At 68.9% G+C, this 26,413-nt stretch carries 21 protein-coding genes; 14 read left to right on the forward strand and 7 right to left on the reverse strand.

What is annotated here, in order from left to right; genetic code table 11:
• Positions 1-90: 90 nt before the first annotated feature.
• Complete coding sequence (locus AB0B28_RS05580; RefSeq protein ID WP_360117019.1) at positions 91-1,005, forward strand: hypothetical protein; 915 nt, start codon at positions 91-93, stop codon at positions 1,003-1,005.
• Here AB0B28_RS05580 and AB0B28_RS05585 read toward each other — a convergent pair.
• The 3 genes from AB0B28_RS05585 to eccCa all read right to left on the reverse strand — a co-directional run bounded on the left by AB0B28_RS05585 (position 996) and on the right by eccCa (position 7,118).
• On the reverse strand, positions 996-1,763 hold the full coding sequence (locus AB0B28_RS05585) for a hypothetical protein (RefSeq protein ID WP_360117022.1): 768 nt from the start codon (positions 1,761-1,763) through the stop codon (positions 996-998). The two genes, AB0B28_RS05580 and AB0B28_RS05585, sit on opposite strands and share 10 nt — an antisense overlap.
• Before the next feature lie 135 nt (positions 1,764-1,898).
• Positions 1,899-2,984: a hypothetical protein gene (locus AB0B28_RS05590; protein WP_360117025.1), complete on the reverse strand. Its 1,086-nt coding sequence runs from the start codon at positions 2,982-2,984 to the stop codon at positions 1,899-1,901.
• Between the two features lie 108 nt (positions 2,985-3,092).
• Positions 3,093-7,118, reverse strand: coding sequence for a type VII secretion protein EccCa (eccCa, locus tag AB0B28_RS05595; protein WP_360117028.1), 4,026 nt, complete (start codon positions 7,116-7,118; stop codon positions 3,093-3,095).
• Positions 7,119-7,335: 217 nt separating this feature from the next.
• Here eccCa and eccD point away from each other — a divergent pair, with 217 nt between their 5' ends.
• The 3 genes from eccD (at position 7,336) to AB0B28_RS05610 (ending at position 11,460) form a co-directional block, all read left to right on the forward strand.
• Complete coding sequence (gene eccD / locus AB0B28_RS05600) at positions 7,336-8,736, forward strand: type VII secretion integral membrane protein EccD (RefSeq protein ID WP_360117031.1); 1,401 nt, start codon at positions 7,336-7,338, stop codon at positions 8,734-8,736.
• Between the two features lie 39 nt (positions 8,737-8,775).
• Positions 8,776-10,410 carry a type VII secretion protein EccB gene (eccB, locus tag AB0B28_RS05605; protein WP_360117034.1) on the forward strand — a complete coding sequence of 545 codons (1,635 nt, stop codon included), beginning with the start codon at positions 8,776-8,778 and terminating at the stop codon, positions 10,408-10,410.
• Positions 10,411-10,620: 210 nt separating this feature from the next.
• Positions 10,621-11,460, forward strand: coding sequence for a hypothetical protein (locus tag AB0B28_RS05610; protein ID WP_360117037.1), 840 nt, complete (start codon positions 10,621-10,623; stop codon positions 11,458-11,460).
• A gap of 53 nt (positions 11,461-11,513) precedes the next feature.
• On the opposite strand, the gene AB0B28_RS05615 is transcribed toward AB0B28_RS05610, so the two are convergent.
• Both AB0B28_RS05615 and AB0B28_RS05620 read right to left on the reverse strand, forming a co-directional pair.
• Positions 11,514-12,287, reverse strand: coding sequence for an SGNH/GDSL hydrolase family protein (locus tag AB0B28_RS05615; RefSeq protein ID WP_360117040.1), 774 nt, complete (start codon positions 12,285-12,287; stop codon positions 11,514-11,516).
• A 182-nt stretch (positions 12,288-12,469) separates the two neighbouring features.
• The gene (locus AB0B28_RS05620) at positions 12,470-13,273 is read right to left on the reverse strand and encodes a GntR family transcriptional regulator (RefSeq protein WP_360117043.1); all 804 of its coding nucleotides are present in this window, start codon (positions 13,271-13,273) and stop codon (positions 12,470-12,472) included.
• A gap of 220 nt (positions 13,274-13,493) precedes the next feature.
• On the opposite strand from AB0B28_RS05620, the gene AB0B28_RS05625 reads away from it, so the two are divergent.
• From AB0B28_RS05625 to AB0B28_RS05670, 10 genes are all read left to right on the forward strand, one after another.
• Entirely contained in the window at positions 13,494-14,393 is a 900-nt protein-coding gene (locus tag AB0B28_RS05625) for a transporter substrate-binding domain-containing protein (RefSeq protein ID WP_360117046.1), read from the forward strand.
• Between the two features lie 10 nt (positions 14,394-14,403).
• Positions 14,404-15,129, forward strand: coding sequence for an amino acid ABC transporter permease (locus AB0B28_RS05630; protein WP_360117049.1), 726 nt, complete (start codon positions 14,404-14,406; stop codon positions 15,127-15,129).
• A complete protein-coding gene (locus AB0B28_RS05635; RefSeq protein ID WP_360117052.1) occupies positions 15,126-15,794 on the forward strand; it encodes an amino acid ABC transporter permease in 669 nt (222 codons plus the stop codon). The genes AB0B28_RS05630 and AB0B28_RS05635 overlap by 4 nt, the downstream gene beginning before the upstream one ends.
• Positions 15,775-16,596 (forward strand): ectoine/hydroxyectoine ABC transporter ATP-binding protein EhuA, encoded by an 822-nt coding sequence (gene ehuA, locus AB0B28_RS05640; protein ID WP_360117055.1) that lies wholly within the window; start codon positions 15,775-15,777, stop codon positions 16,594-16,596. The genes AB0B28_RS05635 and ehuA overlap by 20 nt, the downstream gene beginning before the upstream one ends.
• Before the next feature lie 147 nt (positions 16,597-16,743).
• The gene (locus AB0B28_RS05645) at positions 16,744-17,424 is read left to right on the forward strand and encodes a TrkA family potassium uptake protein (RefSeq protein WP_360117058.1); all 681 of its coding nucleotides are present in this window, start codon (positions 16,744-16,746) and stop codon (positions 17,422-17,424) included.
• Between the two features lies 1 nt (position 17,425).
• On the forward strand, positions 17,426-18,772 hold the full coding sequence (locus tag AB0B28_RS05650) for a potassium transporter TrkG (RefSeq protein WP_360117061.1): 1,347 nt from the start codon (positions 17,426-17,428) through the stop codon (positions 18,770-18,772).
• A gap of 107 nt (positions 18,773-18,879) precedes the next feature.
• Complete coding sequence (locus tag AB0B28_RS05655) at positions 18,880-21,303, forward strand: sensor histidine kinase (protein ID WP_360117064.1); 2,424 nt, start codon at positions 18,880-18,882, stop codon at positions 21,301-21,303.
• 11 nt (positions 21,304-21,314) lie between these two features.
• Positions 21,315-21,719, forward strand: coding sequence for a roadblock/LC7 domain-containing protein (locus AB0B28_RS05660; protein ID WP_360117067.1), 405 nt, complete (start codon positions 21,315-21,317; stop codon positions 21,717-21,719).
• 442 nt (positions 21,720-22,161) lie between these two features.
• Positions 22,162-23,838, forward strand: coding sequence for a cytochrome c oxidase subunit I (ctaD, locus tag AB0B28_RS05665; protein ID WP_360117070.1), 1,677 nt, complete (start codon positions 22,162-22,164; stop codon positions 23,836-23,838).
• A 120-nt stretch (positions 23,839-23,958) separates the two neighbouring features.
• A complete protein-coding gene (locus AB0B28_RS05670; RefSeq protein ID WP_360117073.1) occupies positions 23,959-24,513 on the forward strand; it encodes an isochorismatase family protein in 555 nt (184 codons plus the stop codon).
• Here the strand turns inward: AB0B28_RS05670 and AB0B28_RS05675 are convergent.
• Positions 24,510-25,778 (reverse strand): hypothetical protein, encoded by a 1,269-nt coding sequence (locus tag AB0B28_RS05675; RefSeq protein WP_360117076.1) that lies wholly within the window; start codon positions 25,776-25,778, stop codon positions 24,510-24,512. The genes AB0B28_RS05670 and AB0B28_RS05675 overlap by 4 nt on opposite strands.
• Complete coding sequence (locus AB0B28_RS05680) at positions 25,775-26,326, reverse strand: sigma-70 family RNA polymerase sigma factor (RefSeq protein WP_360117079.1); 552 nt, start codon at positions 26,324-26,326, stop codon at positions 25,775-25,777. Before AB0B28_RS05680 ends, AB0B28_RS05675 begins: the two co-directional genes overlap by 4 nt.
• Between the last annotated feature and the right edge of the window lie 87 nt (positions 26,327-26,413).

The following is a 26,413-nucleotide window of genomic DNA, read 5'->3' on the forward strand; positions in this document are numbered from 1 at the left end:
AACGGGCGGCAGGTTGTCGACCATCCCGAGCGAGAAGCGTTGCGGCGCATTGAGGTGCCGTTGCAGCCTGGGCGACACAAAATCGAGGTCATGGTCAAGCAGGCCTATGAAACCGTGCAAGTCCAGTTGGGGCGCAACGAAACCTCCGAGCTCCACATCCGCTACGCACGGGACCGCACCAACGGGGAGGACCGGCTCTACGTCGGGAGCAGGCCGTATGTGGAACGGGCGCTCGCCTCTGCGAACTCAGGCATCGTGATGGGCGTGGGGTGCGGCGTCGGGCTGGGGTTTCTCGCGCTGGCCGTGATCCGCGGCGTGGTCGGTGCCGCCGGTAGTTCGCTCGGGCTCAGTCCCTCCCAAGCGGTCCTGACCGCCCTGGGAGGGGCGACCCTCGTCGGGCTCATCGGCGGCTTCGCGATCGGTCTGAAAAGCCGCCGAGCCGGGAAGGACCCCGGCGAACTCGCCCCCGAACCGATCCGCATGAGCGGCGGCGCGCTCATCCTCCCCGCCGCTGCGCAGCCGCCGAACCGGCCCGGAATCTTGCTGCGCGTCCGCCCGCGCCCCCGGACCATGAACATGATCGGCTTTCCGCGCCGCCCCTTGCGCGACACCAGGAAGCGCATCGCCTACGAGTTCTACTACAACGAACTCATCGACTGGGTCACCCCGCCGCGCGTCCACCTCGACGGCCACGACCTCGGCGCGGCCTGGGGCACCTGGTGGATTCCGGCCACGACTGGCCCGCACCGGCTCCGCGTCGAAATCGACGGCATCGGCGACCACGACACCGGCATCGCCGAGGAGACCGAAGTTCGCGTAGACGCCGAACCCCGCCACCTCACGGCCCACTTCAACTTCATCGCCCTGGCCCACCGCCGCGAACAGGCCCGCCCCGACCAGACCTCCCGCTGGCAGCAAGTCATGCGCAAAGCCGACCGCTACACCGACATGGCCGACCAGGCCCTGTCAGAACCCGACCTCGAATTCACAACCCCTCACCGGTAGTAGGACAGGAAATCGGTGTAGTTCGAGGCATAGGTCGCTGCCGTTTCGGTCATGGTCTCGTCGTCGAGGCCACCGTGGCGAGCGAGTAGGTCGAAGATCTGCCTCCCAACGAGGTCGCCCGCGGCGCGGAGCGCTCCCTCAGGCTCCCATCGCTCTGACCCGATCCGATCCGAGACCTTCTCGAAGTCTCCGCCGTCCCACTCTGCGAGGTACTCGATGCCGCAGGGGACCATCTCGGATCCGAGGCCGATGCTCAACAGGTCCAGCACGATGGCGATCGCCTCTTGGGCGGCAGGTATCGCGATTCGCTGGTACTCGTCGGCGTCGGCCAGGCGGTCGTTGACCGAATGGTGCATTCCCTCAGTCAAGTAAAACGCCAGGTTGCTGTGCGACTCAACTACATTCCGCAGGTCGTAGCCGACATGGTCGAGGTTTTCGGTGAGCAACGCTGTGAGCTCGGCGTACATGATCGCCTCGCTGACGCCCCAGGCGATTCCCATCGCCTGCGGGTCATGGGCGAGTAGGCGGATCCAGTCTCGAATATCCGCCTTGCCGATCGAATCCAGATGGACGAACTGCGCCTCAGCACCGTGCAACTCGAACAGGCGAGTGAGGCCCGATCCGTCCTCGGCGCTGATCGCCTCCTCGTAGACGGCGAGGTATTCGTCCACGGCTTCTTGCAGCCCTTGGGGATAGATCACGAACTGGTCGCGCGGCATGCTCCCGTTCAGGCTGAGGCACATGATGATGAGCGGCATGAACAGAACCGCCCAGCCGAGGCCGGACATCTCGTGGACAACCGGGGGCGACATTCCGGGGCGGGGCTCGACGGGGATGGGGGTTCGCGGTGGGGTCATTCGGTCTGCTCGCAGTCGGGGTGTGGCTCATCGGTCTCATATGAGCTCCGGGCAGCGGATTCCCTTGATGTCGTCTGTGGTCGGGGCGCCTTGGGGTGGGAGGCATGGCGGGGTGTCGGTGCGTTCGACGCAGGAGCTTTCGAGGTGGAGGGCGGGTCGGTCGCCTCCGGTGTAGGCCAGGGTGATCGCGTCGGTGCGGGTGGCGGTGATGCTGGTGGTGCCTTCGAGGGTCGCGCCGTCGTAGGTGAGCATGTAGTCCTCGCCGGTCCAGCGTTCGGCGATCACGGTCTCGTAGGTGGGGAAGTCGGCCGCGCGGAACTCGTAGGTGAGCAGGTAGCGGTACGCGGGCAGGCCCGCGGTGGTGTGGTAGCCGCACGGGGCGACTTCAAGGGCGCGGGCCGCGAAGCCGTTGAACGCGGGCAGGGCCGCGACCGTCTCGCCCGCGGCCGTCTCCAGGCGCTGCCAGGTGTCGGCCTCGGTGAAGTCCCCTACGGGCGCTTTGGGTTCGGCCGCGGTGCTCGCCCAGGCCCGGACTTCGGTGCCCGCGCCGAGCGCGAGGACCAGGGCCAGGCCCCACACGGCGAGCTCGACGCTCACGACGCGTCCCAGCGGCCGGTCGGGCCCCTCATGGAGCCACCCGCGCACCGGCGTCCCGGCCGCGAGCACGATGCCGAGGAACAGGATCGGGACCACGGTGAACAGGAAGCGGATGCCGACTGCGGTGCCGCCGTCGGTCATCGCCAACCGGACCGGCATCGCCGCGGGCGTGAACAGCACCACCAGTTGGACCGCCGCGAGCGCCCCGGCCGCGGCGAGGTAGAGCTGCGCGCGCCGACCGCCCTTCGAGAGCCAGATCGCGGCCAGCAGGTTCACCGGGACGGCCGGGCCCAGGACCAGGAGATAGGCGAGGCCGCGTTCGGTCAGGCCGTTGTCGACCCCGGGCCAGGCGTAGGCCTGCACGCCGCTCCACGTCCACAGCCAGATCCACACCACCACGGCCGCGCCGCCGATCAAGAGCAGCTGAAGCGCCCGCACGGCCGGCGGCGGCAGTGCGGGTGCGGGTTCACTGAGGGTCTCGACCGGCGCGGTGCGAACGCCGGGGGGTGCGAGCAGTGGTTCCATGCGGGCCCTTGGTCTCCAGCGGCGCGAGTGGGCCTCGCGTCCTCCTGAATGTAATACGCCACGGGGCCGCCGACCAGTTGCGGTCGGCGGCCCCGTGTGACGCAGGAACTACGCAGAGCCGTTCGGCGGCAGCAGCGTGGTCTGGATGAGCTGCTCGCCGTCCTTGCGGCGGACGAGCGTGCCACGGCCCGGAGGCTGCGGGCTCGGGCGGAGCTTGCCGAAGATCGCGCCCTCCTCCTTGCGGCCGCTCATGAGCAGGCCGGGGGATTCGAGCTGCTTGATCTGCCCCACGATCGGGTCCATCAACGCGCGCGTCGCACCGGCGGCGCGGCGGGCGATGATGACGTGGAAGCCGATGTCGCGGCCCTGCGGGATCAGCTCGGCGATCGGAGCGAGCGGGTTCACGCGCTGCGCGACCATCTCGTAGTCGTCGATGATCAGGTACAGGTCCGGACCGGTCCACCACGAGCGGTCGCGAAGCGCGGCCGGCGACACGTCGTCCCCGGGCAGGCGCTTCTCGATCGGGCCCTTGAGGTTCTTGACCGAGTTCTCGAACTGCTTGCCGGACATGGCGTAATCCAGCAGCGTCGGCTTGGAGATCTCCTCCAGCATGCCGCGCCGGTAGTCCGCCATGATGACCTTGGCCTCCTGCGGCGTGTAGTTCGCCTGGATCTCGCGGGCGATGTGCCGCAGCAGGTTGGTCTTGCCCGACTCGGAGTCGCCGAACACCAGCAGGTGCGGCTCGGCCTGGAAGTCGAGGTACACCGGCTTGAGCCCGGCCTCGTTGAGACCGATCGGGATGCCCGGCTTGGAGCGGTCGACGGCCTTGAGGAACTCGGCCACGTGCAGCTGCTTGGGCAGCAGGCGCACCTTCGGGCAAGGCTCGAAGCGCCACGCCTGCTTGACCTTCTTGACCATGTCCTCGACGCCGGGCGCGAGGTCGTCGCCGTCGCGGATCCCGTCGATGCGCGGCACACCCGCGAGGATGTGCAGCTTCTGGAGCGAGAGGCCGCGGCCGGGGCGGTTCTTCGGCACGTTCGCCGCCGCCTTGCGGTCGATCTCGGACTCCATGTTGTCCGAGAGCTTCAGCTCCAGCTTCAGGCCGAACATGTCGCGCATGTTCATGCGGATGTCGCCCCAGCGGGTGCAGGTGACCATGACGTGCACGCCGTAGGCCAGACCGCGGTTACCAATGGCGCGGACCTGGTCGACGAACGACTCGAAGTCCTCCCGCAGCGTCATCCAGTTGTCGATGACCAGGAACACGTCGCCGTACGGGTCCTCCTGGAACCGCCCATCGGCCTTCATGCGCCGGTAGGAGCCCATGCCGTCGATCTTGTTGGCGGTGAAGAACGCCTCGCGCTCGTCCAGGATGGTCGAGACCTCCTGGATCGTGCGCCGCACGCCCTCCTCCTCCTGGCGACCGAACACGCCCGCGACGTGCGGGAGCTCCTCGATGCCGCGCAGGGTACCGCCACCGAAGTCGAGGCAGTAGAACTGGATCTCGCGCGGGGTGTGCAGCAGTGAGAGCGAGCTGATCATCGCGCGGAGCATCGTCGACTTGCCCGACTGCGCCCCGCCCGCGATCGCCACGGTGCCCTGGGCGCCGGAGAGGTCGACCACGAACGGCGAACGGCGCTGCTCGAACGGCCGGTCCTCCTCGCCGACCACGGCGTGGAGCTTCCCGTTGAGCGAGAAGCCCTTCGGGGACAGGCCCCGGACCGGGTCGACTTCGAGCGGCGGCAGCAGCCCGTCGAGGGTGGGCGGCTCGGCCAGCGGCGGCAGCCACACCTCGTGGGCCGGGCGGCCCATGCCGAGGCAGTTGTTGACCATGACTTCGAGCTCGGAGAGCTTCTCGTCCTCGGTCTCCTCCTCCTGCACCTCTTCTTCGGGCTCGTCCTCGGGCTCGGGCTCGGGAGGGAGCTCCACGAAACCGGGCAGGAAGCGCTGCACCTTGTGCTGGACGGCCGCGATGCGCTCGGCGCGCGAGGCGACGCGTTTCGGCGGCTTGTAGGAGCCACCGACGTACGCGGCGCGGAAGCGCACCAGGTCCTCGGTGCCGACCTGGAGGTAGCCGTGGCCGGGGGCCTGCGGCAGCTCGTAGGCCGCGCCGGAGCCGATCACGGTGCGCGACTCCTGCGCCGAGAACGTGCGCAGCGCCACCCGGTAGGACAGGAACGTGTCCAGGCCCTTGAGCTTGCCCTCTTCGAGGCGCTGCGACGCGAGCAGCATGTGCACACCGATCGAACGGCCGATGCGGCCGATCTGGAGGAACAGGTTGATGAACTCGGGCTTGGCCACGAGCATCTCGGAGAACTCGTCGGCGATGATCAGCAGCGTCGGCATCGGGTCCATCGGCTGCCCGGCCTTGCGGGCCTTCTCGTACTCCCACCGGTTGGTGAAGTTGCCGTTGGCGCGCAGGACCTCCTGGCGGCGCACCAGCTCGCCTTCGAGCGCGTCGGCCATGCGGTCGACCAGCTCGATCTCGTCGGCGAGGTTGGTGATGACCGCCGAGACGTGCGGCAGGTCGTCCAAGGCCGCGAAGGTCGCGCCACCCTTGAAGTCGACGAGGATGAAGTTGAGCTCCTCGGACGAGTGCGTCGCGATCAGCGAGCCGATGATGGTGCGCAGCACCTCCGACTTACCCGAACCGGTCGCGCCGATGAGCAGGCCGTGCGGGCCCATGCCGCCGACGGCCGACTCCTTGAAGTCGATGTCGACGATCGCCCCGTCGGGGCCGGGCCCGATCGGGACCTTCAGGTAGTCCTTGACCGGCTTCTCGCGCCAGTGCACGGCCGGGTCGAGCGCGGCGGCGTCGTTGAAGCCGAGCATCTCGGGCAGGCTCGACGGGTTGGCCAGCGGCGAGGCGTCCTCGTCGCCGGACTCCGTCGCGCCCGAAGCGTTCTTGAGCGACAGGCGCCAGGGCGCGAGCGAACGCGCGATGCCCTCGGCCTGGTTGTTCGACAGCCGGTCGGGCTTGCCGAGCACGCGGCGTCGCCCGCCCTGGTCGGTGAAGATCTCCTCGGCCGTGACGTCGTAGAGCTTGATGTGCGGTCCGGGCTTGCGCGGCAGGTAGCCGGAGAAGTCGAACACGGTCACACCGGCCATGCCGTCCGCGGCGATCACGCCGGTCGGGTCGACCTCGCCGCCGTCGAGGATGACGACGAGGTGGGACTGGCCCTCGGCCGCGCCCGCGCCCGGCGCCCACGCGCCCCGCGAGGAGAGCTGGTCGCGCAGCGAGGTCTCCAGCTGCGTGGTGGTGTTGTAGAACATGCGGACCGGACCGGCCCCGTCCTCGGCCGAGGGGTGCTGGAGGTGGGGCAGCCACTTCATCCAGTGCCACTCGGGCATGCGCTCGTTGTCGGCCACGACCGCGATGAGCACGTCGTCGGGCGAGTGGAGCACCGCCAACTGCGCGATCTGGGCGCGCAGGTTGTCCAAGACGATGGACCGGTCGCCTCGGAGCACCATGCGCCCCGCCTCGGTGTACTTCATCGACCGGGGGATGTCGATCACGTTGGAGTGCGCGGCCACGAACCTTCGCAGCGCCATCGAGGTCATCGGCTCCAGGTCCTCGACCGGTTTGGTCTCGGGAGGCACCAGCTTCATCGTCATGCGCTGCTTGCCGATGCCCACGCGCACGTCCAGGGCGTCGTCGTCCTTGGGACGGCGCTCCCACATGCGGCGCGAACCGACCAGCGACCACAGCGCCTTCGGGTCGGGGTGGCGCCACCGGGCCGCGCGCCACTGCCGCTCGGCGCCCTTGCGGGCACGGCGGCGGACCTGGTTGAGATAGCGCATGTAGTCGCGGCGGTCGGCGTTGAACTCGGCCTTCTTCTGGGCGCGGTTGCCGCCCATGCTCGTGGCCATCATGCCGACCATCGAGATGCCCATCATGGCGCCCATGGCGATGCGCAGCGTGTTGTTCCCACCGGAGCCGCCCCCGGTGGTTCGCATCATCATCATCATCGCCATCGCCGCGGCGCCGGCGAGCATCGGCAGGATCATCAGATACTGCGAGATGTTCTTGGGCTGCGGGTCGGGCATGTCCGGCGGCGACTCCAGGAGGATGTCACCGCGGGGTGCCTGCGGTCCCCGCTTGCGGGGCGGCCTGCGGAAGAGTTTGGTCGTCACAGAGGGTCCTTGTGCTCACCGGGGGATGCGCCTACCACGGGGACGCTTGCTAGCCGTAACTTAGCGCTGTCGTATAAAAGTTGTTAGTGCGCTCTGTCGAGTATCGCACTAACAGGGTAGAACCGCGTCACCACTCGGGCGGTACACCCGCCGTTGCATACGGGACTTATCCTGTGAAGGTCCCCCGACTACCGACCCCGACCCGGAGGTTCGCACGGTGAGCACCAAGTCGGCCACTCTCTCAAGGGTGACGATCGTCAGTCCTCGCACCAGGATCGACCTCGCACTCCCCTCTGACGTCCCCCTGTCCGACCTGCTGCCCACGATCCTGCACCAAGCCGGCGAGTACTACATCGACGAAGCCGGCGACAACGGCGGCTGGATCCTGGCGCGGCTCGGCGAAGACGCCGTGGACACCGGGCACTCCTGCTCCCAGCTGGGGATCAGCGACGGGGAGATGCTGTACCTCAACCCGGCGGACGCGGCCAAGCCCGAGATCGTGTTCGACGACGTGATCGACGCGGTCGCCACCGCCACCGAACAGCGCGGCAACCGCTGGGACCACCTCGCGACCAAGCGGTTCAGCGTCGGCGTCGGCACCGCCGCGCTCGGCGTCGGCGCCCTCGCGATCCTGCTCACCAGCCACATGGCGAGCGCCATCGTGGGCCTGGCGATCGCATTGATCCTGGTCGGGGCCTCCACGCTGCTCTCGCGCGCGGTGGGCGACTCCCGCGCCGCCACCTACTTCGGCGTCACCGCCGTGCTCTACGCCGGCGTCGGCGGACTGCTCATCGCCCTGGGCGACGGCGGGCTCGGCGCGCTCGAAGCGCCGCACGTGCTCATCGCGGCCTCGGCGATCCTGCTGTTCAGCGTCCTGGCCATGGTCGCCGTGGGCGACATGGCCTCGGCCCCGGTGTTCATCGTGACGATCCTCGGCGCGGTGGTCCTGGGCATCTCCACCGCGCTCATGCAGATCATCCCCGGCGGGACCGCCGCCACGGCCGCGGGCATCGCCGCGCCGCTGGCGCTGGCGATCCTCCCGGCCGCGCCGCGCCTGTCGCTGTCGCTGGCGATGGTCCCGACCCCGCAGCTGCCCACGACCACCGAAGAGCTCAAAGAGGGCGACTCGGAAGCCATCGACGGCAAGCGGATCCTCAAGCTCTCCGAGCACGCCGGGAACTACCTGGAGGCCCTGTACTCGTTCGCGGCCGTCGTGGGACTGGGCTCGGCGATCGCCCTCGCGTTCTCGGGCAAGACCCCGGGTCTGGTGCTCGCCGTGATCATCGGCCTGGTGCTGCTCAGCCGCTCGCGGACCGTCGAGGACCGACCCGGGCGCATCGTGATGCTCGCGGGCGGCATGGGCGGCCTGGCCGCCGCGCTGGCCGCGATCTTCTTCGGCACCGACTCGATCCTGGTGCGCCTGACGGTGATCCTCGGCGCTTTGACGCTGCTGACGCTCATCGCGATGGTCTACGGCCTGGCCGTGGCCGGGAAGAAGATCGCCCCCACCTGGGGCCGCTCCCTCGACATCATCGAGGCGCTGCTCATCGTGTCGATCCTGCCGCTGGTCGGCTGGGTCTGCAACCTGTACGCGATCGCATTCGCCCTGCGCGGATAGACCACCCCCTGAACTCGACTCCCAGAGAGGCGACACTCGATGGCCCAGATGCGTTCCCGCCGCGAACAGGTGGAGGCTCACCGCTTCATCACCTCGCGGATGAACCAGGCGCTGGTGCTGGCCAACCCCGATTCGATCGAGCGCCCGCTGCGCCGCATCGGCGTCTCGATCTTCGTCTCGGTGATGGTGATGACGCTGATCTTCGGCGGCTTCGCGATCGCCACGCTGTTCGGCAAGGGCAACAACCCTCCGCAGATGAACCACATCATCTTCGAGAAGGGCACCAACGCCATCTACGTGTACACCACCCCGGACGGCTCCGACGACGAGTCGAAGGCGAAGCTGTGGCCGGTGGCGAACTACACCTCGGCGCTGCTGCTGCTCAAGCCCTATGACAGCGAGGTGCCGACGCAGTCGCTGAAGCCGACCTCGCTGGACGGGTACCCCCGCGGCTACCCGGTGGGCATCTCGGGCGCGCCGCCTTCGCCGCCGCCGCCGGACTCGCTGCTGCACGACCAGGACTGGAACGCGTGCTCGATGCCGATCGAGCCGAACAGCAAGGCCAGCCACTACCTGACGCAGTTGGTCATCAAGGACCTCAACACCGCCGAGCTCCTCGGCGAGGAGCAGTGGATGCTGGCCCGCCCCGCGGTGGCCGACTCCGAGGCGGCGAACACCAGCCTGTACCTGCTGTGGAACGACTACAAGTACGAGATCGACATGTCGGCGGGCAGCGGGGCGCTGGACGCGATCCAGCTCAACGCCGCGGACGCGGTGCCGATCAACCAGGACGTGCTCAACACGATCCCGACCGGCGCTCCGATGAAGCCCAACACCGAGTCGTACTTCGGCGGGCCTTCTGGAGTGAACGTCAACGGGGCCCCGCTGGAGTACGGGCAGGCCGTGGCGAGCGGCGGGCAATTCTACGTGCTGCTCAAGGACGACACCGGCGCCGACCAGTTCGCGCAGATGAGCCCCACGCAGGAGGCGCTCCTGCGGGCCGAGAACGGGATCGAGACGCTTGAGGTCGAGACCTCGGTGATCACCAATACCGGCGCGCAGGCGCAGTACGGTTCACGCGAGTTCCCGTTCCCGCAGGAGATCCTGAGCCAGAGCCTGTGGCGGGCGACCGGCGACCGGGCCGCGACGTGCGTCGCGTTCGATCCGACGGTGTCCGACGAGGACGCGAAGATGACGATCAAGATGTTCGCTTCGGCTCCCAAGGACCTGACCGACCCGGCGAAGTCGGTCAACATGGACAGCGCCGGGAACATCATCTCGAACGTGGCGGGCCAGACGGCGCAGCCGGTGCTCCCTTCGGGCACGGCGGCGCTGGTGGACGCGCAGTCGCGGCCGGGGCAGTCGATCCAGGGCTTCACGTATCTGGTCGACGCCCTCGGGTACAAGTTCGGCCTGGTGGACGAGGGCACGACCGACCGGACGCAGAACCTGCTCGGTTACAAGGACGTCACCCCGATCGGCGTCCCGCAGGTGTTGCTCGACCTCATCCCCAAGGGCGTGGACCTGAACCCGGCCGAGGCCAGAAGCCAGCTCGACCCGCAGGCCGAGGGCATGCCCGAGTACGACACGGGCGGCTCGGCAGGCGACTCGGGCGACGGCGGCGAGGAAGCGGGCGAGACCGGATCCGAGGAAGGCGCCGAAGGCGGCGGCTAGAACGACGGCATGAACGAAACGGCGCGGGAGCAAAACCTCCCGCGCCGTTTCACTTGCGCCCCGAAATCGTATATCCTATAGGATATATCCTATCCGATTCCGCGGCGAGGTGGCAGCGGCCTGGTGCGCCTGTGGACCATTTGGTGGGGCCCGGGATTTTTGTGGTCGTGTTAGCCTGGCGCGACACGCACTCGAGCCATAGGAATCGCCATGACGTACCCGCCGCAGCCTCCGGGATTCGACCCGAATCAGCAACCGCCGCAAGGGCAACCGGGATACGGGCAGCAGCCGGGTTACGGCTCGCCGCAGCAGCCGGGCTTCGGCCAGCAGCCGCAGCAGCCCGGTTACGGTCAGCAGCCCCAGCAGCCCGGATACGGCCAGCAACCCGGCTATGGCCAGCAGCCGCAGCAACCCGGCTACGGGCAGACCCCGCCGCCCGGTTACGGGCAGCAGCCTGGCTACGGCCAGCAGCCCGGCTACGGCGGCCTGCCGCCCCAGCCGCAGAAGTCCAAGACCGGCCTCATCGCGGGCATCGTGGGCGGCGTGGTGGTCCTCGCCCTGGCGATCGGCCTGGTCGTCTGGCAGCCCTGGAACAGCGGCGGCGCCCCGTCGGCCTCCGACTCCCCCGAGGACGTGGCCGAGAAGGTCCTGCCGAAGATGGGCGAGCTGCTCGACGCTGCGTTCTCCGGCGACACCGACGCGGCCCAGTCGATCATCGAAGACCTCAAGCCGTTCGCCTGCGCCGAGACGCAGGGCGAGATCGACAACATGACCGAAGAGCTCGACATGAGCGGCGAGATGGAGGATCTGGGCATCGAAGTCGCCCCGATCGACATCGACGTGAACTTCGACTACGAGGTCACCGGCTCGACCGAGGACGGCGACACCGCCACCGTCGACTACACGGTCAGCTACAACTACCCGGAGCCGGTGATGAGCGAGGACGGCATGTCCATCACCGGTTGGACCGAGGTGCCCGAAGAGCAGCCCGACACGATGAACCTCGTCAAGGAGGACGGCGTCTGGGTCATCTGCGGCGACGTGCTCTAAGACCGCAAGCGCAAGGGCCCCACCGGAAACCGTTGGGGCCCTTGCTTTGTGCCCTAGACGATCGAGCTAAGCAGGTTGTAGTAGCCGTTGCTTTGGCCGGCGGTGTTGGGGTGGAAGGACTCCGCGATGGGCCAGGAGAGGCCGTTGAGCCATTCGGCGTCGTCGCAGACCGCGTGGCCGGTGAAGGCGTCCCTCACGTCGATGTTGGTGAAGCCGTGGCTGGCGGCGGTCTGGCCCACGACGGTCGCGAGCAGGTCGGCGGCGGAGTTGAGGCGGGCCTGCTCGGCGGGGCTGATGCGGGTGATCACGTTGCAGGTCTCGCCGTTGAACAGGCGCGGGTAGCCCAGGACGATGACCTCGGCGTTCGGCGCGGCCGACTCGATCGCGTCGTAGGCGGCGTGGAGTCTGCCGGGCAGCTGGTTCTGGATGAACTGCTCGGCCGCGTCGATCTCGGCGTCGCAGGTCCACGGAGCCGGGTAGGCGCACTGCTGCACGATGCCGGCCCAGCCGGTGTCGTTGCCGCCGATGGTGACCGTGACCAGGTCGGTCGAGGCCGAGAGCGCGCCGAGCTGGTTCGCGATGAGGTCGCCGGTCTTGGCGCCCGAGCAGGCCGCGAAGGTGAAGTCGGCGCCGAGCTCGGCGGCCAGGAGCGCGGGGTAGGCCGCGTTCGAACGGCTGCAACCGGATCCGTCGTCGATGTAGGAACGCGTGCCCACGCCCGAGGCGTAGGAGTCCCCGAGTGCGACGTATTCGATGGTCTGGGCCTGAGCGGTGCCGCTGGTGAGGGCCAGCACGGTCACCACCGCGGCCACTAGGGATGCGGCCATTGTGGAGATTCGTCGGGGGTATGACATTTTGGGCTCCGTCTCGAATTTTGTCCGGGGTCGGGGCCCTCTTTATATCGGTTCCGTAACGGACGGTCTAGCGACGGAACCCTATTTGTCGGAAGATTGACAGCACGCGTTCCGCCTGCGGCCCAATCGGTTCCGCAGGCGGATCTCGGTGCTGGTTACAGCCCTTCGGGAAGGTCGAGGCGGTCGAGCGGCTGCGGCTCGTCCGGGGTCTCGGCCAGGAGCCGGTCGGCGTCGTCCTCTTTGGCCGCTTCGGGTTCGGCCAGGAGGCGCCGGACCTCGGCGTCCAGGTGCGCCTCGATGAGCGCGGTGAACCGGGCCGCGTCCTCGGCCGCCAACGCGGCCACGAACGCCACGTGCTCGGAGACGAGGTCGCGGTGGACCTCGAAGTGCTCGTACATCGAGAACGTGCACAGGCGCGTCTCGATCAGGAGGGTCCCCATCATGCGGGCCAAGCGCTCGGAGCCGCCCCACGCGGCCAGCGCGCGGTGGAAGTCGAGGTAGGCGTCGCCCAGTGCGCGCGCGTCGTCCCGGCGAAGGGCCTTCTGCATGCGTTTGACCTCGGCGCCCAGTTCGGCCAGGACGGTGCGCCGTTCGGCGGCCGGGCGGGCGAGGATGCGGCGGCCCAATTCCGGTTCGATGCGGGCGCGCAGCCAGTGGATGTCGCGCACGTCCTCGGGCGTCATGGTGCGCACGGCCAGGCCGCGCCGCCTGGGGATGACCAGGAGGCCTTCGGCGGTGAGGCGCTGCATGGCCTCACGGAGGGGCCCGCGGCTGACGCCGAGTTGGAAGGCGAGTTCGGCCTCGCCGAGTACGGCGCCGGGCGGGAGTGAGCCGTCGACGACCGCTTCGCGGAGGCGCTCGGCGATGAGGTCCACCGTCGAGGTGCGGCGAACCGGGGCCAAGCGGCCCACTTGGCGGGCGCTCGCGAGCCCGCCCGTACCGCTGTTGCGCTCAGACACGTCTGCCTGCTCCCCTTCTGACTGTCCTGGACAGGATCTTATCGCCGTCCTGACTTCACGCTTTGTCACCAGCTCCGGTTGCGTCCCCCGTAATCTCGAACGCAGGGGGAGTCGTCACGACAGTTTCGTTACCGAACGTCGATCATCTGATTGTCGACAAACTTACAATAGAACGTTAGGGTCAGCAAGGTACCGGAGTCCAACTCAGGAGGCGACCACCGTGTCGAACGAACTGCATACCAACCGCCGCAACCTGCTTCGCGGCGCCGGAGTCGGCGCCACGGCCCTGGCACTGGCGGCCTGCTCACGCACCGACAGCGGCGAAGACGGCTCTTTGCTGGAGAAGGCCCAGGACGGCGGCAAGATCCGCGTGGCCTACGCGAACGAGGCCCCCTACGCCTTCACTGACGGGAACACCGTCAGCGGCCAGTCGGTGGACACCCAGCTCTACCTGTTCGACAAGCTCGGCATCAAGGCCGACCAGATCGAATGGAAGCGCACCGAATGGGACGGGCTCATCACCGGCCTGGGCACCGCCCACGACATCGTGGTCGCGGGCATGTACGTCACGCCCGAGCGCTGTTCGGCCGTGGCCTTCGCCAACCCCGACTATGTGATGCCCGACGCGCTCATGACCTTGGCCGGGAACCCCGGCGGCTACACCACCTTCAACTCGATGGCCGACACCGACGGCGTCGTAGGCGTCATGAACGGCACCAGCGAATACGAGATCGCCGCCAAGATCTTCCCCGAGGAGCAGGTCAACGTCCAGGCCAACCTGGACTCGCTCATCCTCGAACTCAAGTCCGGCCGCTGCGACGCCATCGGCCTGACCTCGGCCAACCTGCGCCTGGCCGCCGACGCCGACGACGAGTTGGAGGTCACCGACGGCTTCTGGCTGGTCGACCCCGAGACCGGCGAGGACATCATCGGGGCCGGGGCCGCGGTGTTCCAGCCCAAGGACAAGGACTTCCGCGACGCGGTCAACGAGGAGCTCGACAAGCTCCTGGCCGACACCGCGACCTGGGAGGGCCTGACGTCCGAGTACGGGTTCACCGTCGAGGAGAACCACCCCGAGGGGCTGACCGCCGAAGACCTCTGCCCGGACACCTACCAGTAGGGAGGTCGTCATGGACCTCGACGCGGTCATAGCATCGCTCCCCCGGTACGCCGAGCCGCTGGTGGTGACCATCGTCGTCACCGTCTCCTCGGCGGCGCTCGCGCTCATCGTCGCGTTCGCACTGGGGCTCATGACGAGTTCGAAACACCTCATCGTGCGCACCCCCGCGAGGACGGTCGTGGAGTTCATCCGCGGCTCATCGGTTGTGGTCCAGCTGTTCTGGATCGCGTTCGCGATGCCCGCCATCCTGGGCATCGAGTTCGACTACCTCATCCTCGCCGGCATCGTCGCCCTCGCCCTCAACTACGGCGCCTACTCCTCCGAGGTCGTGCGCGGCGCGATCGCCGCGGTCCCCAAGGGCCAGCTCGAAGCCTCGGTGGCGCTCAACCTCACCCCGTTCCAGCGCCTGCGCCTGGTGGTCCTCCCCCAGGCCTGGCCCGAGATGATCCCCTCGCTGTGCGCGTTCGCGATCATGCTGCTCAAGGCCTCGGCGCTGGTCTCGCTCATCGGCATCACCGACATCACGGCGCTGGCGGGCGTCCTCGGATCCGAGCCCGGGCAGGACCGGCTCGTCCACTACAGCGTGGTCCTGGTGTTCTACTTCGTGCTCGCCTGGCTCATCTGGACCGGGATGCGCAAGCTGGAGCAGCGTGCCAAGCGCGGCCTCGGCGTCGAACCCAAGCCGCCCATCAAGGGCGTGCTGGCCCCTGAGATCGCAGGAGGTGGCGTCGGATGAACTCGTGGAGCAACGAACGCTTCTGGGCGGTGCTGCCGGCCATCTGGGACGGCTTCATCGTGGTCCTCCAGGTCACGCTCGTGGCCGCGATCATCGCGATCGTGGTCGGACTCCTGGTGGCCCTGGCCGAGAGGGAGGGGCCGCCGTGGCTGCGCCGCCCCGTCTCGCTGCTGTTCCAATTCATCCGCAACACCCCGCTGCTGGTGCAGGTCCTCATCGTGTGGACGGCCACCAGCTACTACATCAACCCCGACTGGAGCGCGTTCATCGTCGGATCGTCCGTGCTGGGCATCCACTACGCCTCCTACACCTCCGAGTCCTACCGGGCCGGGATCGACGCGATCCCCAAGGGCCAGTGGGAGGCGGCGACCGCGCTCAACCTGCCCGCGCACCGGGTGTGGATCGCGATCATCCTGCCCCAGATGCTGCGCCGCTCGACCGCGGCGGTCGGCAACTGGCTCATCGCCATGTTCAAAGAGGTGCCGACCCTGTTCATCATCGGCGTCATGGAGATGATCGCCCAGGCCAAGGCCTACCAGGGCCTGCACTACGCGGGCGCCGTCGAGGGGTACACCATCGCCGGCATCCTGTTCCTCGCCGCCTCCTACCCCGTGGCGGTCGCGATGCGGAGATTGGAGAATCGCCTTGCGAGATCGAACTTCTGAGGTCCAGCCCGGACCGCTGATCGAATTCGACCGCGTCCACAAGTCCTTCGGGGACCTGACCGTGCTCGACCAGCTCAGCTTCAAGGTCGACCCCGGCGAGCGCGTCACGCTCATCGGGCCCTCGGGCTCGGGCAAGACCACCATCCTGCGCCTGCTCATGACGCTGGAGAAGGTCACCCCGACCGCCGACCCCGACAAGGACGGCGGCGTGATCTGGGTCGAGGGCAAGCCCTACTCCCACATGGAGAAGGGCGGGAAGCTCCACATCGCCTCCGAGCGCTACCTGCGCTCGCGGCGCAGCCGCATCGGCATGGTCTTCCAGCAGTTCAACCTGTTCCCGAACATGAAGGTGCTGCGCAACGTCACCGAAGCGCAGGTCCACGCCCTGGGGCGCTCCAAGGACGAGGCCGAGGCCAAGGCCCGCGAGCTGCTCGAACTGGTGGGCCTGTCGGCCAAGACCGACGAGTACCCTTCGCGGCTCTCGGGCGGCCAGCAGCAGCGCGTGGCGATCGCGCGCGCTCTGGCGATGGACCCCGACATCCTGCTGCTCGACGAGGTGACCAGCGCGCTCGACCCCGAGCTGGTGGCCGACGTGCTGGCGGTGCTGCGCGACGTCGCGGAGACCACGAGCATCACGATGCTGTGCGTGACCCACGAGATGGGCTTCGCCAAGGACGTCTCGAACCGGGTGATGATGTTCGACTCGGGGAAGATCGTGGAGGAGGGCGCCCCGGAGGCGATCTTCTCCGAGCCGCAGGAGGCGCGCACGCAGGACTTCCTGCGGGCGGTGCTCGCCGAATAGGGCTCGCGTCAGGAACACGAGGGAGGCGGTCGGCCGGAGTGGTCGGCCGCCTCCCTTCCCGTGTCCTGGGCGCGTAGCGCCGCGCAGTGGCCGCCGGGTGGCAGAATCGGGTTCCGTTCCACCACCGCGCACCCAGAAGGCGAGCCGATGAACCTGTTCGGGAGGGGCGAGAGCCCCACAGAGGAGACCGTGGCCGTGATCGGCCTCGGGCGCTTCGGTTCGGCCGTGGCCGAATCGCTCACCCGGCTCGGCCACGAGGTCCTCGCGATCGACGAGAACCCCGGGATCGTGCAGCGGGCCTCCGAGACGCTCACCCATGTGGTGCAGGCCGACTCGACCGAGTCGCAGGTCCTCGGGCAGCTCGGGGTCGGCGAGTTCGACCACGTGGTGGTCGCGATCGGCACCGACATCGAGGCGAGCGTGCTCACCGTCCTGGCCTGCGAGGAGGTCGGGGTCCGCGAGATCTGGGCCAAGGCCATCAACGCCAAGCACGGGCAGATCCTCCACCGCACCGGGGCCCACCACGTGGTCTACCCCGAGGCGGCGATGGGCGAGCGGGTCGCGCACCTGGTGAGCGGCAAGATGCTCGACTTCATCGAGTTCGACGACGGGTTCGCGATCGTCAAGACCAAGGCCCCCGCCGAGGCCGTCGGACGCAAGCTCGGCGAGTCGCGGCTGCGCTCGAAGTACGGGGTGACCGTGGTCGGCGTCAAGCAGTCCGGAGAGGACTTCACGTACGCGACCCCCGAGACCGTGGTCGCCGAGGGCGATACGCTCATCGTCTCCGGAGCGACCACCAAGGTCGAGGCGTTCGCCTCCCACACCTGAGATGATCGGACGCGTCAGGGCCTTCTTCGGGAATCCGGCCCGCCTCATCCCGCTGCTGTTCCTCGGCGTGATCCTCGCCGGGACGCTGCTGCTCATGCTGCCGATCTCGCGCGCGGACAACCAGCCCTCGCACTTCACCGACGCGTTCTTCACCGCCACCAGCGCGGTCTCGGTGACCGGCCTGGCCGTGATCGACACCCCGGTCCACTGGAGCTGGTTCGGGCAGTTCGTGATCCTGGTGTCCTTCCAGCTCGGCGGCCTGGGCATCATGACCAGCGCCGTCCTGGTCGGACTCCTGGTCTCCAGCAAGCTGGGCCTGCGCACCAAGCTCATGACGCGCATCGAGATCGGGCAGGCCCTGAGCCTGGGCGACGTCAAGTCGGTACTGCTGCGGACCCTGGTGTTCTCACTGGTCGTGGAGGCGGCCACCGCACTGGTCCTGGCGATCCGGTTCTCCGCGTACGGGTTCGATCTGGCCGACGCGATCTGGTACGGCGTATTCCACGCCGTCAGCTCGTTCAACTCCGCCGGGTTCGCGCTGTTCTCCGACTCGCTCATGAGCTTCGCGACCGACCCTTGGATCACGATCCCGTTGTGCGTCTCGACGATCCTCGGCGGCCTGGGCATGCCGGTGATCTTCGAGATGACGCGGCGCGGGTGGGGCCGCAGGCAGTGGTCGGTGCACACCAAGCTCACCCTCGTCGGCTCGGCGATCCTGCTGTTCGGCGGCTGGGTCGCCTACGTCGCGTTCGAGTGGACCAACCCGGCCACGTTCGGGCAGTGGCCTTGGTACGACAAGCTCCTCGGCGGGTTCTTCCAGTCCTCGATGGTGCGCGGCGCCGGGCTCAACTCGATCGACATCGGGGCGATGGGCGACGACTCGCTGCTGGCCTCGGTGATCCTCATGTTCATCGGCGGCGGCTCGGCCTCGACCGCGGGCGGCATCAAGGTCACCACGTTCTTCGTGCTGCTGCTGGTGATCTGGGCCGAAGTGCGGGGCGAACCCGACGTCACGGTGTTCCGCCACCGCATCAACCCCTCGGTGATCCGCCAGGCCCTGACCGTGGCGCTGGTCTACATCGCCTGCAACGCGGCCGGGGTGTTCCTGATGCAGCGCTTCGAGCCCGAGCTGCCGCTGATGCCGGTGCTGTTCGAGGTCACCAGCGCGTTCGCGACCCTCGGGCAGTCGACCGGGATCACGTACGACCTGTCCGAGCCTTCCAAGTGGCTCTTGTCGATCGCGATGTTCACCGGGCGCATCGGGCCGGTGCTCTTCGCGGCCTCGCTGGCGCTGCGCACCCGCCACCGCCTGTACCGATACCCGGAAGGACGGCCGCTCGTAGGCTGATCGGCCGAGCCCGGGAGTGAGCCCCGCCTCCTGTGGCCCGGGAGGCACAAGCGAAGATGGTGACCAGCACGCCGCAGCGTTCTCGCCCTCAGAAAGGACGCCCCCCGATGTCCCGAAAAGCCCGGCAGCGCACCAGTCGTCTCCCCATCCGGATGCAGTTGATGCTCCCGATCGCCGCGGCGCTGATGGGGATGCTGGTCCTCGGGCTGTTCCAGACCGTGAGCGTGTGGGACGAGTACCAGAACGCGACCGACGCCGAAGTGCTCGCGGGGCTCTCCGAAGACCTCAACCGCGCCTTGGCCGTCCACCAGGCCGAGGCCGCGCCGCTGGTGGGCTCGGTGATCAACGGCGGCGGCGGCCAGTTCGACGCCGCGATCGCGCGCCGCCAGACCGACCTGGCGTTCGAGAGGCTCGAAGCGTCCGCCCCGGCGGTCGTGGCCCGGTTCCCCGGGATCGAGGACGACCTCGAATCCCTGTTCGGCAAGGCCGAGGACCTCCAGACCGCGCGAGCGGCCTTCGACCTGCTCGTGAGCGGCGAGGCCGAGTTCACCGACGACGTGGTCGAGGACGCCTACCTCACCTATCGCGGTGTGGCCGACCAGATCGTGGGGATCTCGGCGATCCTGCCGCGCCTGGTCGACGACGCGCAGGTCTCGGCGCACCTCGACTCGCTCGCGGCCGCCATGCAGGCCAGCCGGATCGCGGCCGAGATCCAGTTCACCGTCGCGGCCGACCTCGCGATACTCAAGGAGGAGGGCTCGCTCAGCGTGGGCCGCCCGACCCTGTCCACCGTGGCGCGCCTCGCGGGCGGCTACGAGCGCCAGATCGCCGAGTTCCAGGCCAACGCCTCGGCCGAAGCCAACGCGGCGTTCTCCAGCGCGGCCGACTCCGACCAGGCCGAGACGGCGATGCTCGCGCTCAGCGTGTACCTCAACGGGAACGTGCCGACCATCTCGCCCGAGGACTTCTCGGCGGCGCAAGGGGTGCTCGTGGCGGCCCTGGACACCGCCCAGGACGCCGTGCTCGACTCCATGGCCGACGATGTGGACGCGATGCGCGACGCCTCCTCGCGGACCCTGCTGACCACGTTCGCGCTCGTCATCGTCTTGGCGCTGACCGCGATCATCTCCGCGGCGATGCTGGCCCGCCGCATCTCGCTGCGCGTCGACGGGGTGCGCGAGGCGACCCTGACCGCCGCGTACGACACCCTCCCCAAGACCGTCGCGGCCGTGTCGCAGGCGAACAACGCCGGAGAGGTCGACCGCCTCCTCCAGGCCGCCAAGCGCCAGACCGTCCTGGCCGTGGACGCGCGCTACGCCGACGAGCTCGACAGCCTCGCCGAGGCCTTCAGCGCCGCGCACCACCAGGCCCTGCGCCAGACCGCCAACCAGGCCCTGCTGCGCATCGACGTCGAGGCCATGATGAAGACCCTCGCCCGCCGCGGACAGAGCCTCATCCGCCGCCAGCAGCAGGTCATGGAGACCCTCGTCGAGGAGTCGCCGACCCACACCGTGCCCGACGAGTGGCGCTCGGTCTACCACCTCCTGGCCCGCATGCGGCGCAACGAGGAGAACCTGCTGCTCCTGGCGGGCGGCGAGCCGCAGCGGCGCTACAACCACCCCGCGGCCCTGGATGCGATCATCCGCGACGCGGTCTCCGAGATCGAGGACGCCGGGCGCATCGTGGTCGAGAACCCGGTGGCCGCCAGGCTGGAGACCAAGCCCGCCGGGGACCTCGTGCGCATCCTCGCCGAACTGCTCGACAACGCCGCGTCGTACTCGCCGCCGACCCAGTCGGTGCGGGTGACCTCGCGGCGCGCGAACTCCGAGATCGTCATCTCCATCGCCGACGACGGCATCGGGCTCGCCCCCGAGCCGATGGCCGCGATCAACCGGCGCCTGGCCGAACCCACCCAGCTGAACTCGGAGCTGACGGCCACGATGGGCCTGCTCGTGGTGGGACGCCTCGCGGCCGACCACTCGATCAGCGTCCAGCTGCACTCCACGATGGGCAAGGGCACGCTCGCGCTGGTGCGCATCCCCGCGAGCGCCCACGCCGAGGACCCGGTCGGGCTCGTGCCCGACCACGCGGGCGGTTCGGCGGCGCGCCTGGCGCTCTCGGCGCGGGCGGCGAACCTGCCGGTGACCGGCACGGGCGCCGAAGTGGCCGCGCCCAGCTCGGTCGAGCCGATCGTGCCCCGTCCCAGGAAGGCCGGCGCGGCGCCCGAGCCACGCCCTGTAGCTGGTGGAACACTGAATGGGGCCAACGGTTCGGGCCCCACTGCGGGCCCGGGCCCTGAGACGCTGGATGTTACCTTCAGGAAGGTGAACAGAGCACTCGAAACCTCGGGCAGGGTCAACGGCGCCGAACTCCCCCGTCGCGCGCCCGGCACCAAGCTGCTCCCCGGCTCCGTTCCCACTCCCCGCGCGGGCAGCGGCGGAGCCGACCTCGACCCGGCCGAGATCCGGGACCGGCTCGCCGGTTTCGCCTCAGGCATCGCGGCGGCCGCCGCGCACGAACAACGCCAATAGAAAGCAGCGAGATGGATAGCAAGGACAGTAACGTCGGTGAACTCGACTGGCTCCTGACCTCCTTCGTGGAGAAGGTGCCGGACGTCTCCGAGGCGCTCACGGTCTCCGTCGACGGCCTCGCCATCGCCGCGTCCCGCGGACTCTCGACCGACCGGGCCGACCAGCTCGCCGCGATCACTTCGGGGCTGGCGAGCCTGACGACGGGGGCGGCGAAGGTGCTCGACGCCGGTCGCATCCGCCAGTCGGTGATCGACATGGACGAAGGCGTGCTGCTCCTCATGGCCGTCGGTGACCGCGCCCAACTCGCGGTCCTCGCCAACGCCGGCTGCGACCTCGGGCAGGTCGGCTACGAGACCGCCCTCCTGGTCAAGCGCGTCTACGCGGCGCTGGAACCCGACGCCCGAACCGGCGCCTAGCCCGGAACGGACGCAGACGGCATGGTCGCAGTGCGGCGAGTCCACTCGCGCACTGCGACATCGGCGCTCCGCGAAGCGGAACGACCGCAGGCCGCTCGCCCACTCGCTCCGGCGCAAGGACGCGAAACGATCACGGCCGCAGGCCATTCGCTCGTCTCGTCGCCGAACCGGCTCGGAGCGGACGGGCCGCGCGCCGCATCGCCGGGGCCTTCGCTACCGGTCCGTAGGACATTGCTCACCCGTTCGAAGCCGGTCTCCGGCCGCTCCTCGGGCCGGGCCCCGTCCCTTTCGCCGCGTCGCAGTTTCGACCTGCGACAACCACGCAATCAGAGGCAGCCGATCACGCTCCGCCACGCCGCTGAGGGAACGCCCCTCCGCATCGGCGGCCGTTCGCGGGGCTATGCTGCGTTCGCTACCTGGAAATGAACATGGAGGCCCACAGGTGACCACGGTTGAGCCCAAGCTGGAGCCCACGCCTGTCGTCGCGCGCCCGTGGCCGGTGCGCCGCGAGCCGAACGGCTCCTGGCTCGCCCGCACACTGCGCACGACCGACGCGAAGCAGATCGGTCTGCTCTACTTCGTCACGTCCTTCGCGTTCTTCGCCATCGGCGGCATCCTCGCGCTGCTGATCCGCGCCGAGCTGTTCCAGCCCGGCCTCCAGATCGTGTCCTCCGAGCAGTTCAACCAGCTGTTCACGATGCACGGCACGATCATGCTGCTCATGTTCGCGACACCGATCGTGTTCGCGTTCGGCAACTACCTCGTGCCGCTCCAGATCGGCGCGCCCGACGTGGCGTTCCCGCGCCTCAACGCGTTCGCCTACTGGCTGTACCTGCTCGGCTCGATCCTGGCCGTCTCCGGCTTCATCACCCCCGGCGGCGCGGCCTCGTTCGGCTGGTTCGCCTACCAGCCCCTGTCGAACGCCGTGAACTCCCCCGGCATCGGCGCGGACATGTGGTTCGTGGGCCTGTCCATCTCGGGTGCGGGCACCATCCTCGGCGCGGTCAACATGATCACCACGATCGTGACGATGCGCGCGCCGGGCATGCTCATGTTCCGGATGCCGATCTTCACCTGGAACATCCTCATCACCAGCCTGCTGATCATCCTGGTGTTCCCGATCCTCTTCGCCGCGCTCCTCGCCGTCATGGCCGACCGCCAGCTCGGCGCCCACGTCTTCGACTCCGAGACCGGCGGCGCGATCCTGTGGCAGCACCTGTTCTGGTTCTTCGGCCATCCAGAGGTGTACATCGTGGCGCTGCCGTTCTTCGGCATCGTCTCCGAGATCTTCCCGGTCTTCAGCCGCAAGCCGATCTTCGGCTACAAGACCCTCGTGGCCGCCACGCTGGCGATCGCGGGCCTGTCGATGGCCGTGTGGGCCCACCACATGTACGCCACCGGCTCGGTCATGCTGCCGTTCTTCTCGCTCATGACGTTCCTGATCGCGGTGCCCACCGGCGTCAAGTTCTTCAACTGGATCTTCACGATGTGGAAGGGCCAGTTGACGTTCGAGACCCCGATGCTGTTCAGCATCGGCTTCCTGGTGACGTTCCTCCTGGGCGGCCTGTCGGGCGTCCTGCTCGCCAGCCCGCCGGTGGACTTCCACGTCTCGGACTCCTACTTCGTGGTGGCGCACTTCCACTACGTGCTGTTCGGCACGATCGTGTTCGCCGTCTACGCGGGCGTCTACTTCTGGTTCCCGAAGGTCGCGGGCCGGATGTACGACGAGCGGCTGGGCAAGGTCCACTTCTGGTTGACCTTCATCGGCTTCCACACCACCTTCCTGGTCCAGCACTGGCTCGGCGCCGAGGGCTTCCCGCGCCGCTACGCCGACTACCAGGTCGGGGACGGCTTCACCACGCTGAACATGATCTCCACGGTGGGCGCGTTCGTGCTCGGGCTCTCGACGCTGCCGTTCATCTGGAACCTGTTCAAGTCCTGGAAGGCCGGGCGGGTCGTGGAGACCAACGACCCGTGGGGCTACGGCGGCTCGCTCGAATGGGCCACCAGCTGCCCGCCGCCGCTGCGCAACTTCGACCGGCTCCCGCGCATCCGCTCCGAGCGGCCCGTCTTCGACGAGAAGTGGGGCCACCTGGTCAAGGAGGTCAAGGGGCACTAGCCCTCTGACCTCACCCGAAGGCCCGGAAGCGACCGCTTCCGGGCCTTTCGCGTACCCCGGACGCGAACTGTGGCCCACCGGCTCTTCACACGGCTCCCGCGCGTCACTAGGATCGAGGGCATGAGCCGGGCATTGATCGTGGTGGACGTCCAGAACGACTTCTGTGAGGGCGGCTCGCTGCCCGTGACCGGCGGCGCGGCCGTGGCCGCGGCGGTGACCGAGCTGATCGGCGCGGAGCGGGGCCGGTGGGACCACGTGGTCGCCACCCGCGACTGGCACATCGACCCCGGCCTGCACTTCTCGGCCGAACCGGACTTCCGCGACTCGTGGCCCCCGCACTGCGTGGTGGGCACCAAAGGCGCCGGGTTCCACCCCGACTTCGACCACTCGCTCGCCGAGGCCGTGTTCGACAAGGGCGCCTACGAGGCCGCCTATTCCGGCTTCGAGGGCTCCAGCGGCGAGACCGACCTCGCGCACTGGCTTCGGGACCACGATGTGGACGCGGTCGACGTGGTCGGCATCGCCACCGACCACTGCGTGCGGGCCACCGCCCTCGACGCGGCCGCCGAGGGCTTCACGACCACGGTGCTCCTCGAATACACCGCGGCCGTGGCCGAGGAGACCCGCGCGAAGGCGCTCGAAGAGCTCGAAGCGGCGGGCGTGACACTGGCCTAGCCCTTGTGGTCGGCTTCGCTGAGAACGGCGCTGTCGTAGTTGTCGGCCCCGTACGGGTCGAAGATCAATTCGTCCTGGCTGTAGCGGACCATCTCCACCTGCACTGACACTTGGATGCCGTACCCCAGTTCGTCGGCGTTCCATTGCGAACTGGGCGGGATGTCCATCGCCCATTTCGCCTCGTACACCTCTCCGGGCTCGAGCGGATCGCCCACGAGCACGCCCTGGTTGCCCGGCTTGTCGCATGCGGGCATGTCGCCGGCGAATCCGGCGTGCTCGGTGCCGCACAGCGACAGCAGGTAAGGGGCCGAGGTCCGGTCGCCGGTGTTCGACACGTTCACCGTCGTGAGGTAGCCCTCCCCGTCGGGGCTGATCTTCACGTGAAGGGTCAGGTCGGTGACCATCGAGGCGGGCCCGGGGTCGTCGATCGCGACGAGCGGTTCGTCGTCGCGGGGCCGCGACTGGAGGTACCAGACCTCCTCGGTGCCGATCTCGCTTTGGTCGCCCTCGCAGCAGACGAAGTCCTCATCGGTCTCGCGCATGAGGAAGATGACGCCGTAGCCGTCGGCCGGGGCCAAGTCCTCTATGCTGCCGTGCTCGCCGCCCGAGACCAGGAGCTGCTCGGTGACCATCCAGCCGCCCTCGTCGTCCCCGGCGACCACGACCGCTTGGCGCGAGTCGAGGGTGCCGCTCCAGCATTCGAGGAGCGCCACGGCCCGGACCGGTCCGCCCTTCTCCAGCGGCGTGTGGATCACCTTGAGCAGCGGGGTCTCCGCGGCGTCGGTGTATTCGCTCTCGCCTTCGAGGGACTTCCAGTCGGGGACGCCGTCGCTGATCGTCGCGGGCGCTGTCTCGCAGCTCGGGTCCGAGGTGCCGAATGCGGGCAGGTCGAGTGTCGCGCCGAGGAGGTCGTCGAAGGTGGGGACCCTCCCGTCGCCGACCATGGCGTCCTCGGTCTCCAGGGTGGGCGGCGAGGGATCGAAGCTGCTCGGGGACTCCATGACGGCCGACTCGCCGAAGTCGCCCGCGGGCGGGGCGTCGAGGGCCTGGCCGGAGGCCTGGAGCCACCAGAGCGCGGGCAGTGCGACCAGGACGGCGGCGACCGCGGCCCCGGCAGCGCCGCGGGTGGCCCTCCTGCGGCGCACACGGCGGTGCAGGGCCCCGACCGGCGCGGGGTCGACCATGGCCTCGGCGGTGTGGGCGAGGTCGGCGAAGGCGGCTTCGAAGCGGGGCTCGTCGGGGCCCGCGTGGTCCGGGGTCGTCATCGCTGCTCCATCTCGTACACGGAAAGCCGACCGGCGAGCGCGGCCTTTCCTCGGGTCAGCCACGAGCGGACGGTGGCTTCGGCGACGCCTTCCTGCACGGCGATCTCGGCGACCGACATGCCCGCCATGTAGCGGAGGATGACGGCCTTGCGGTGCTTGGGGCCGATGCGGGCCAGGGCCCGCATGAGGTCGATGCGGTCCCCGTCGGGGCCGTCGGCCGGGGTCTCGCGCTGCTTCCCCAGGAACCTCTGGGTCACCGCGCGGCGGCGCAGGTGGCTGGTGGCGAGGTTCCAGGCGACGCGGCGGACCCACGCGGCCGGGTTCTCATAGTCGCGGAGCCTGCGCCATCTGGCCAGTCCCCGGGTGAACGCCTCGGCGACCAGGTCCTCTGCCTCGGCGCGGTCGCCGGTGTAGGCGAAGATCTGCGCGGTCACGGCGCGCACGTTCGCGGCGTAGAAGTCGTCGAATTCGAGGCTCGCGCGCAGCGGCGCGACCTGGTCCGCTCCGCCGCTCTCCGGTGGAGAGGGCGTGTCGCGGGTCGGCGTCATGGAAACTCCTCGACTCGGGGTGACGACAGGGGTCCGCAACAACTACACGAACGCGACCACTGTTCTGACGCACCCCGAATCGGAGGT

It is taken from the genome of Glycomyces sp. NPDC046736, assembly GCF_040645615.1.
Lineage (GTDB): Bacteria > Actinomycetota > Actinomycetes > Mycobacteriales > Micromonosporaceae > Glycomyces.